This window comes from Stenotrophomonas sp. STEN240, from assembly GCF_056756175.1.
The window spans coordinates 24,305-33,698 of sequence record NZ_JBRRBO010000047.1 but is presented as its reverse complement, the minus strand read 5'-3'; the positions used below and the strand labels follow the sequence as shown (position 1 = coordinate 33,698).

Here is a 9,394-nt window from a genome sequence, read left to right as displayed (position 1 = left end):
CTCGCCCCTCTCCTGCGCCCCCGCCCCCCCCTCCCGCCGCCCCGCGCCTCCCCCCGCCCCCCCCCCCCCCCCCCCCCCCCCCCCACTACAGGTGGATCTATGGGTAAGGCCTCTGCCGAGCATGGCTCGGCACTGCAAGCCCCTCTCCCGTTTGCGGGAGAGGGGTTGGGGTGAGGGCAGGCTTTATCGGCCTCTGCCGAGCATGGCTCGGCACTACCGGTTCCTGTTACTTCGCGTTGAGCTTGACGATGGTGCTGATCGCGGTTTCGTCGGGGATGGTCTTGGTGTCGGCCCAGTCGCCGCCACCCACGCCGAAGTCCAGGCGCTTGACCGTTGCCTTGCCGGTCAATACCGGCTGTGCGCCCGGTGCCCAAGTAAACGTCAGGGTGACCGGCTTGCTGATGCCGCGCAGTTCCAAGGTGCCGTCGGCGGCGAACTGGTTGTTGCCCAGCGCACGGAAACCGTTGGCGGTATAGCGGGCCTGGGCGAACTGGGCCACGTTGAAGAAATCCGCGCCCTGCAAGGTGGAGTCGCGGTCGCTGTTGCCGCTCTTGGCGCCAACCAACGGAATGGTCACGTCAAGCTTGCCGGCGGCCGGGTTGGCCGGGTCGAAGCTGACCTGGGTCTGGAAGCCCGGGAAGCTGCCAGTGAAAACTTCGCCGTCGTACTTGCTGGCAAACACCAGGATCGAACCGTTGCCGGGCGCCTGCTGGTAGTCGGCAGCCATCGCCGGGGCGACAGCGAGCATGCCGGCAAGTGCGGCAGCAACGGCGGCGGGAGAGGTCAGTTTGATGTTCATGCGGGGTCCTTCTGGGGAGCGTTGAGCCAGCCTTGCGGCAGCATGCGGGTCAGCGTGGCATCGCGTTGATGAATGTGGTGATAGAACGCGGCGCTGGCATGCGCCAGCACCAGCAGGATCAGCGCCCAGAAACCCCATTCGTGGATGGCGTGGGAGACCTGGCTGAGCTGTTCGCTGGGGCCGACCAGCTTTGGCATTTCAACCAGCCCGAACAGCTTGAACGGGCGCAACCCGCTGGCCGAGTCGTACATCCAGCCCGCCAGTGGAATGGCGAACATCAGCACATACAGCGCCCAGTGCGTGGCCGAGGCAATACGCTCCTGCCAACCGGGCGTGCCCGGTACCGGCACCGGTGCGCCGGCATACAGGCGCCATCCCAGTCGCACTGCCACCAGCACCAGCACGCTGATGCCGATCGACTTGTGCATCGTGTAGATCCAGAAATATTTGGGCGTCTTGGGGAACTCGCCCATGGTCAGGCCGACAATACCCAACGCAAGTATCAGCAGGGCGATCAGCCAGTGCAGGCTCTTGCTGACGCTGCCCCAGCGTTGGGCGGTGTTTTTCAGGCTCATGGATGGGTTTCCGTTTGGGTTGCGGCGTCCTGGGCTGCTTTCACGGCCGCCTCGGCGGCGTCGTCCAGGCTGCTGTCTGTGGTGGGTGCCGGCGCGGGAATTGCCGGTGCTGCTTCGGCCCCTGCATCGCGCACGGCTTCGGCCTCGATGCGCAGTGCGACTTGGCCGCCTATCACCGACGGCCACGCGTTGATGCCGAAATCGGCGCGGTTGAGGCTGGCCGTAGCCGAGAAGCCCAGCGTGCGGCGGAACGGCGGCAGCGGATGGCGCTTGAGTGCATTGAGGGTGACATCGAGCATCACCTCACGGCTGACGCCGCGCAGGGTCAACTGGCCGAACACGCGGGCATGGCTGGCATCGATCGGTTCGATGCGGGTGGAGACAAAACGTGCCTGCGGGAAACGCTCGCCATCCAGCAGGTTGCGCGCCAGCGTGGCCTGGTTCCATTTGCCATCGCCCAGATCCAGCCGGGTGATCGGTACGGCAACGTCAAGACGGGCCGTGGCCCAGTCCTGCGGGTCGAAGTCGAGCACGCCCTCGCTGCCGGACACCGTGCCCAATGCCTGCGAGAAGCCGGCGTGGTCAATGGCGAACAGCACCCGGGTATGCACAGGATCGAGCCGATAGCGCTCGTTCGCTGCCAGGGCGGCAACGGGCAGCAGGCTGCAGATCAGCAGAAGCAGGCGTGGCAGCAAGGTCGGGCTCCATAACGGGAAGGGGGATTCTAGGCGTATGCAGGTAACGGTTTGTGCGCATATTGCGCAACGGTTTGTTACGTAGTCGGTTTGGGTGACTTTGCCGGGGCCGGGCGCCGGCGCTACAGTCGCCGGCGATGGAGGTTGTTGCCCGCAGCTTGCGATGGGGAGTGTCGAGCGTTGATGAAACGGATTTTTCGGGGTGTACGGCGGTGCGTGCTGGCAGGGCTGCTGGCGTGGCCGTGCTGGGGCATGGCCTTGGATCTGGCCGAAACGCCGCGCATGCGGCGGCTGAGCGTGGCCGAAGGCCTGCCTTCGCGGACCGTGCTCGCGCTTGCGCAGGACCGCCATGGCTATGTCTGGGCCGCCACCGACGATGGCCTGGCGCGCTACGACGGCGCTCATCTGCGGGTCTGGCGGCACGACCCGCAGGTATCCGGTTCGCTGCCGGGCAATACCCTGGAGACGATGCTGATCGACGCGCAGGACCGGGTTTGGGTCGGCGCCAACGGTGCAGGCCTGTCGATGCTGGACGCCAGCCGGCAGCGCTTCACCCGTTTCGCCGAGCTTGAGGCTATCTGCACCCAGCAGGTCTGGGCGCTGGCCATGCAGGGCACCGATCTGTGGGTAGGCACCAGTGGCAGCGGCATCTGCCTGTTGCATCCCGACGGCCGAATAAGCCGCTATCAGCACCGGCCCGAGGACCCGCGCAGCCTGCCCGACGACACCATCTATGCGCTGTTGCCAGGCAAGGACGGCAGCGTATGGATCGGTACCACCTCCGGCTTGGTGCGCTGGAAGCGTGGCGACGGGTTCGCGACGGTGCAGTCGCCACTGCTCGCCGGCAAGGACGTGATCCGCCTGAGCGGCGACCGTGACGGTGGCATCTGGGCCGGCACCGACGCCGGGCTTTACCGGGTGTCGGACGAGGGCCAGGTAACGCCCGCCCCATGGCCGCAAGCCGCGCAGACCCGCGCAGCGGTGGTGCTGCATGATCGCGATGGCCGTTACTGGATGGGCAGCTCCAATGGCCTGTATCGCGGCGATGCGCAGCGCATGCAGTTGCTGGAAGGCGACGGCGGCAGTGGCTTCCTGACCGGCAACAGCGGTGTGCTGGATCTGCTGCAGGACCATGAAGGCGGCATCTGGACGGCCCTGCTGACCCAGGGCATGGCTTATCTGCGACCGGACTGGTCGCGTTTTTCCAGTCACTACCAGCTCAATGGCAAGTCGCTGGAGAGCTTGTATCTGATCAATTCGGCCGCTGACGGCAAAGGCTTCCTGGTGGTGGGCGGGCACGGCCTGTATCAGCTGGATGGGGCCGGCAAGTTGTCGCAGCTGGCCGGCGAGGCGCAGCTCGGCCCCGGCAGCATCTGGTCGGTGCAGCGCGGTGGCGATGGGGTGATCTGGCTGGGCCGCGCCGGTGGCCTCACCTTGTATCGACCGTCCGATGGGCAGGCCCGGCGCATTGATCTGGGGGTAGGCGATGATCCGGCAACGCGCGCGGATCTGATGCGCCTGGCAGGCGACGGCAGCATGTGGCTGTCGATCATCAACTACGGCCTGCAGCACCGCGCCGCGGACGGACGCTTGTTGGCCGACTATCCGCAGGGCGAGGCCTCCGGGCTGCCGGAAAAACTGGTCGAACAACTGCGCCTGGGCAGCGATGGCAGCCTTTGGCTGGTAGGCGGTGCCGGCGTACAACGGTTTGATGGCCGGCGCTTCGTCACCTTGGCCGGGGTATCGGCCGGCATGGTCTATGACCTGGTATTCCTTGCCGACGGCACCGCCTGGTTGGCACGGGATGGTGCCTTGGAACACTACCGCCACGATGCCGAAGGATTTTCCCTGATCCAGCGGCTGAGCGCCGATGAGGGCGTGCCTGCGGTGGCGATGGGCGGACTGGTCGTGGGCTGCAGCGGTCAGCTGTGGGCGACGACGACGCGTGGGCTGCTGTGGTGGCAACCCGGAGCGTCACGGGTGCGGATGCTGGAGGAGGGCGATGGCCTGAGCGATACCGAATTCACCGCGCGGCCGCCGGCACATGCGGGTTGCGGCCGGGCATTGGCGGTGTCGGCCACCGGTCTTCTCAGCTTCAATCCTGATGCCAAGGTCGCCGTGCCGGTGGGCTCGCAGCTGGTGATCGAATCGGTGGGCGTGCGTCGCGATGATGCCGCCCGCGAGCAGCGTTTGAAGGGATCGTCGATCCAGCTTGGCCCCAATGACCGTGATCTGCGCGTGACCGGGCGGCTGCTGTCCTACGTGGACCCGGCGCGGCATCGCTTCCGTGTGCATATCGAAGGTTACGACCAGAACTGGGTGGATCTGGGCAGCGATGGCGAACGCCTGGTATCGCGCCTGCCTGCGGGCAGTTACCGCATGGACGTGCAGGCTGCCGCTGCCGATGGGCCGTGGACCAACGCGCAGTCGCTGCTGATCGACGTGGCGCCGCCGTGGTGGCGCAGCAACTGGGCATTGGCGCTATGGGCCTTGTTGCTGGCCTTGCTGGCAACGGCGGCGGTGTTTGCGTATCGGCGGCGGGTGCGGCGGCGCAGCGAGTGGCAGCTGGCAGTGCACAAGCAGGAACTTGCCGAACAGGCCTCGCAGGCGAAAACCCGCTTTCTGGCGACGCTGGGGCATGAGGTGCGCACGCCGCTGACCGGCGTGCTGGGCATGAGTGAACTGCTGCTGGGCACCTCGCTGGACGACCGTCAGCAGCGCTACGCCAGCGCGATCCAGCAGGCCGGTACGCACCTGCTGGGCCTGGTCAATGATGCGCTGGATCTGGCGCGTATCGAGGCGGGCAGGCTGGAACTGGATAATCGTCCCTTCGATCTGGGCCGCCTGCTGCAGGAGGTGAGCGCCCTGATGGCGCCCATGGCGGAGCGTCGCGGGCTGTTGTTTGAATCGGCAGCGCCGTTCCCGACCCCGGTGATGGTGGTGGGTGATGCCATGCGCCTGCGGCAGATCCTGATGAACCTGCTGGGCAACGCCATCAAATTCACCGAGCGCGGCAAGGTTGCGGTCGCCGCGCAGCTGCACCCGGACGGGGACGGCATCACCTTGAGCGTGTCCGACAGCGGCCCGGGCATCAGTGCCGAGCAGCAGACGCGTTTGTTCCAGCGCTTCGAGCAGGCCGATGGCAACCGCACGGCATCGCGTTATGGCGGCAGTGGGCTGGGCCTGGCGATCTGCCAGGAGCTGGCGATGGCGATGGGTGGCAGCATCCGCGTCGAAAGCAGGCTGGGCGAAGGCGCCCGGTTTGTGCTGGAACTGCCGTTGCGCTGGCAGCCCGGCAATGTTGTGCCGGCCGGTACGGTTGAACCGGTTGGCGCCACGCGGGCGCTGAAGGTGCTGCTGGTCGAAGACGACCCGACCGTGGCGCAGGTGATTACCGGCTTGTTGGCCGCACATGGCCATCGCGTGGTGCATGCCCCGCACGGACTGGCGGCACTGGCTGAAGTAGCAGGGCAGGACTTTGACATCGGCCTGCTCGATCTGGATCTGCCGGCGCTGGACGGGATTGCATTGGCACGCCAGCTACGTGGTTCCGGGCATATGTTGCCGTTGATCGCGGTGACCGCACGGGCCGACAGCAAGGCCGAACAGTTGGCACGTTCGGCGGGCATGGTTGGTTTCCTGCGCAAGCCGGTGACCGGGCGGATGTTGGTCGATGCGATAGCCGAGGCATTGGCGCTCAGCAAGAGACAGGCACAATAGCGCCATCACAGACGCGCCGTCCGCGCGTTGCAGGAGGCAGGGTTTGATGAAATGGCTTGCAGGGATGTTGGTATGCGGACTACTGCTGGCGATGCAGTCGGTGCAGGCCGAGGTGCCGGCAACACCGCAGCCACGTCAGCTGACCGTGGCCGACGGCCTGCCCTCAAGCAACATCAATGCCTTTGCCGAAGATCTCACCGGCTACCTGTGGCTGGCCAGCCGCGACGGGCTTGCCCGTTACGACGGGCGCAACTACCGAATCTGGCGCGCGGAGAACGGCCTGCGCGACAACGTGGTGTGGAGCCTGCATTCGGACAAGAGCAACCGCTTGTGGATAGGCACGCAGAACGCCGGTCTGGTGATGCTGTCGGCGGACCGGCTTGGCTTCCGGTTCTTCGACCAGCAGACCTATCCGCAGATCGGCAGCAATACCATCTGGGCAATCACCTCCACCGCCGACGGCAGCATCTGGTTCGGCACCGCCACCGGTGGCCTGCACAGGCTTGATCCGGACGGCGGGATCCGTCGTTTCATGCCGGTGCCAGGTGACCCACACAGCCTGCCGGCGGCAGCGGTGACCTATCTGGCGGTTACCCCGGACGGCAGCTTGTGGGTAGGTACCAAGGGCGGGCTGGCGCGCTGGAATGGTGGCGGTTTTGACCGGGTCGGCAGCGAGGTGTTGCCTTCCCCGCGCATCAACGGTTTGAAAGTCGACAAGCAGGGCCGCCTGTGGGTAGCCACCAACGAAGGCGTGGTCGTGCGCCATGCCGATGGTCGCTTCGAGCCGGCCAACTGGCCTGGCGCCACTCCCGGCGAAGTGTTCAACATGCTGCAGTATTCGGCCGATGGCAGCTATTGGCTGGATACGCGCGCCGGCCTTGGCCGGATCCGCAGCACGGTGATGCGCAACGTGCCGTTGTACAGCTCGCAGGAACGCGGCCTGGTCAAGCCGAACTGGTCCAGCGCCTACGAAGACCGCGAAGGTGGCCTGTGGTTTGCCAGTACCAATGCCGGCCTGTGGCACCTGCCGCCCAGCTGGCGACAGTTCTCGGTGCTGTCGCGGCATCTGGATGATCCGGCCTCGCTGCGCAATCCGTATGCCCTGGCGTTGGCTCCCTCGGCCAATGGCGGCATCTGGGTGACCGGCACCCGCGGTGCCCTGGATCGCCTGGATCCTGGGACTGGCGAAGTTCAGCATCATCTGGCGCCGATCGACGGCAACAACTGGCCGCAATCGCTGGTCGAGGATGCGCGCGGCAAGGTATGGATTGGCAGCCTGGATGCGCTGGTGCGCTACGACCCGCGCGACAACAGCGTGCTGCGCTGGCACAGCGACGACCGCACCGACGCGGCAATGCAGGGCGATGCCGATATCGTGCGCAGTTGCGATGGCGGCCGCATCTGGATCTATTCCGAAGACGGTGGCATTCAGCAACGCGATGCCGATGGCCATGTGCTGCTGCATCTGCAGCCGGGCCAGGGCGGCTTGCCGGAAGCATCGGTAGAGGATATGCAGTGCGGTCCGGGTGACCAGCTATGGTTGGCCAGTGGCGCGGGTCTGCATGCCTGGCAATCGTCCAGTGCACGGTTCTCGCCCGTGCCGGGTGGGCCGACGGGGCGCGTATCCACCTTCAACGTGACCGATGCCGGCGTGGTCTGGATTGCCGGGCTGGGGCGGATGGACCGCTACCTGTGGGACGCGCAGCGCATGACCCTGCTCGACCGCGTCGGCGTTGAACAGGGTTTCCCGATGCTGGCTGCAACCGGCCTGCTGGCCGATGCACAGGGCGTGGCGTGGGCAATCAGTGCCCGCGGCCTGATCCGCATCGACCCGGGAAACCGTTCGGTGCGTTTGTACGGCGTGCACGATGGCCTGCCCGGGCAGGAGTTCCGGCGCCGCTCGCTGGTGCAGGCGCGCAGCGGCCAATTGGCCGGTGGTACGCCGGACGGGGTGGTGTTGTTCGACCCCGACCAGGTCAAGCCCTCCACCCGCCGGCCACCACTGATCATCGAGCGGGTCAGCGTCCGCCGTGGGGACAAGGAAAAGGATCTCACCCAGGAATCGCCGTTGCAGATCCTCGACGGCGACCGCGACCTGCGCATCGCCGCACGCTTGCTGTCCTTTGCCGACTCGGCGACCAATACCTACCGCTTCCGCCTGGCCGGCTACGACCCCGACTGGGTGGATGTAGGCGCCAGCGGTGACCGCGTGTTCTCACGGTTGCCGCCGGGGCGCTATCAACTGGAAATCCAGGCCGCTACTTCGGACAACGTATGGTCGCCGGTGCAGACGCTGGCGTTCCGCGTGCAGCCGCCATGGTCACGCAGCCCGGCCGGGGTTATGACCTCCGTCGTGGTGGGCGTGGCGCTGTTGCTGGGCGGCGCGTGGTTGTACCAGCGGCGCCTGCGCCGGCGTAACGAGTGGCAGCTGGCGCGCCACAAGCAGGAGTTGGCCGAACAGGCTTCGCTGGCCAAGACCCGCTTCCTGGCCACGCTGGGCCACGAGGTGCGCACACCGATGACCGGCGTGCTGGGCATGAGCGAGCTGCTGTTGGCCACGCCCCTGGATGAGCGCCAACGCGGTTATACGCAGGCGATCCGGCGTGCCGGCGAACACCTGCTGCGGCTGGTCAACGACGCGCTGGATCTGGCCCGCATCGAGGCCGGCCGCCTGGAGCTGCAGAACCAGCCGCTGGAGTTGCGGCAGTTGCTGGAGGATGTGCGTGGGCTGATGGAACCGCTGGCCAAACGCCGCGGGTTGGACTTCGAATTCGACAACGCCGCCGCACCGCGCACACGCCTGACCGGCGATGTGATGCGCCTGCGGCAGATCCTGCTCAACCTGCTGGGCAATGCAATCAAGTTCACCAGCCACGGCTCGGTGAGCCTGCGGGTGAGGCTGCAGGAAGGCGGCAAGGGCGTGTGTTTCCAGGTCAGCGACACCGGCCCGGGGATCAGTGCCGAGCAGCGGCAACGCCTGTTCCGTCGCTTTGAACAGGCCGACGGCGCGCGCACCGCTGCGCGTTACGGTGGCAGTGGCCTGGGCCTGGCCATCTGCAATGAATTGACCGTGGCAATGGGCGGCAGCATCGAGGTCGAAAGCAGCCTGGGTGAAGGCACCTGCTTCAGCGTGCATCTGCCGTTGGCCTGGGAAGTGCCTGCCACATCGGTCGAGGATGACGTCGCCACCAGCGCGTGGATGAGTCTGCCGCCGCAGCAGGTATTGCTGGTCGAGGATGACCCGACCATCGCTGCGGTGATCCGTGGCCTGCTGGAGGTGCACGGGCATGGCGTGGTGCATGCCGCGCATGGTCTGGCGGCCTTGGCCGAGCTTTCCACCCAGGAATTCGATGTGGGCCTGCTGGACCTGGATCTGCCCGGCATCGACGGCTTCGGGCTGGCCCGGCAGGTGAAGGCGATGGGCTATGAAATGCCGCTGATCGCGGTGACCGCACGTTCCGATACCGAAGCCGAACCGGAGGCGCGCGAGGCAGGCTTCGCCGATTTCCTGCGCAAGCCGGTGACCGCGCAGATGTTGCTGGAAGCCATTGCCGGGGTGCTGGATGCGCAACGCCGGCAGCAGGCGCAGCCCTCACCGGAGTGAG

General features: G+C 66.6%; 5 protein-coding genes. 2 read left to right on the top strand and 3 right to left on the bottom strand.

Annotated elements, in window-relative coordinates; translation table 11 throughout:
• Positions 1-226: 226 nt before the first annotated feature.
• The 3 genes from ACVOKO_RS16445 to ACVOKO_RS16435 are packed head-to-tail and all read right to left on the bottom strand — an operon-like array spanning position 227 to position 2,069.
• The gene (locus ACVOKO_RS16445) at positions 227-799 is read right to left on the bottom strand and encodes a YceI family protein (RefSeq protein WP_346499944.1); all 573 of its coding nucleotides are present in this window, start codon (positions 797-799) and stop codon (positions 227-229) included.
• On the bottom strand, positions 796-1,374 hold the full coding sequence (locus ACVOKO_RS16440; protein WP_346499943.1) for a cytochrome b: 579 nt from the start codon (positions 1,372-1,374) through the stop codon (positions 796-798). The genes ACVOKO_RS16445 and ACVOKO_RS16440 overlap by 4 nt, the downstream gene beginning before the upstream one ends.
• Positions 1,371-2,069 (bottom strand): YceI family protein, encoded by a 699-nt coding sequence (locus ACVOKO_RS16435; RefSeq protein ID WP_430980804.1) that lies wholly within the window; start codon positions 2,067-2,069, stop codon positions 1,371-1,373. Before ACVOKO_RS16435 ends, ACVOKO_RS16440 begins: the two co-directional genes overlap by 4 nt.
• Positions 2,070-2,252: 183 nt before the next feature.
• Here ACVOKO_RS16435 and ACVOKO_RS16430 point away from each other — a divergent pair, with 183 nt between their 5' ends.
• On the top strand, positions 2,253-5,789 hold the full coding sequence (locus ACVOKO_RS16430) for an ATP-binding protein (RefSeq protein ID WP_346499942.1): 3,537 nt from the start codon (positions 2,253-2,255) through the stop codon (positions 5,787-5,789).
• A 46-nt stretch (positions 5,790-5,835) separates the two neighbouring features.
• Positions 5,836-9,393: a sensor histidine kinase gene (locus ACVOKO_RS16425; RefSeq protein WP_346499941.1), complete on the top strand. Its 3,558-nt coding sequence runs from the start codon at positions 5,836-5,838 to the stop codon at positions 9,391-9,393.
• Position 9,394 lies beyond the last annotated feature (1 nt).

Bases quoted from the DNA above. Each gene is read 5' to 3' on its own strand.
- ACVOKO_RS16430 (WP_346499942.1), top strand. From the start codon at position 2,253: ATGAAACGGATTTTTCGGGGTGTACGGCGGTGCGTGCTGGCAGGGCTG.
- ACVOKO_RS16425 (WP_346499941.1), top strand. From the start codon at position 5,836: ATGAAATGGCTTGCAGGGATGTTGGTATGCGGACTACTGCTGGCGATG.
- ACVOKO_RS16440 (WP_346499943.1), bottom strand. From the start codon at position 1,374: ATGAGCCTGAAAAACACCGCCCAACGCTGGGGCAGCGTCAGCAAGAGC.
- ACVOKO_RS16445 (WP_346499944.1), bottom strand. From the start codon at position 799: ATGAACATCAAACTGACCTCTCCCGCCGCCGTTGCTGCCGCACTTGCC.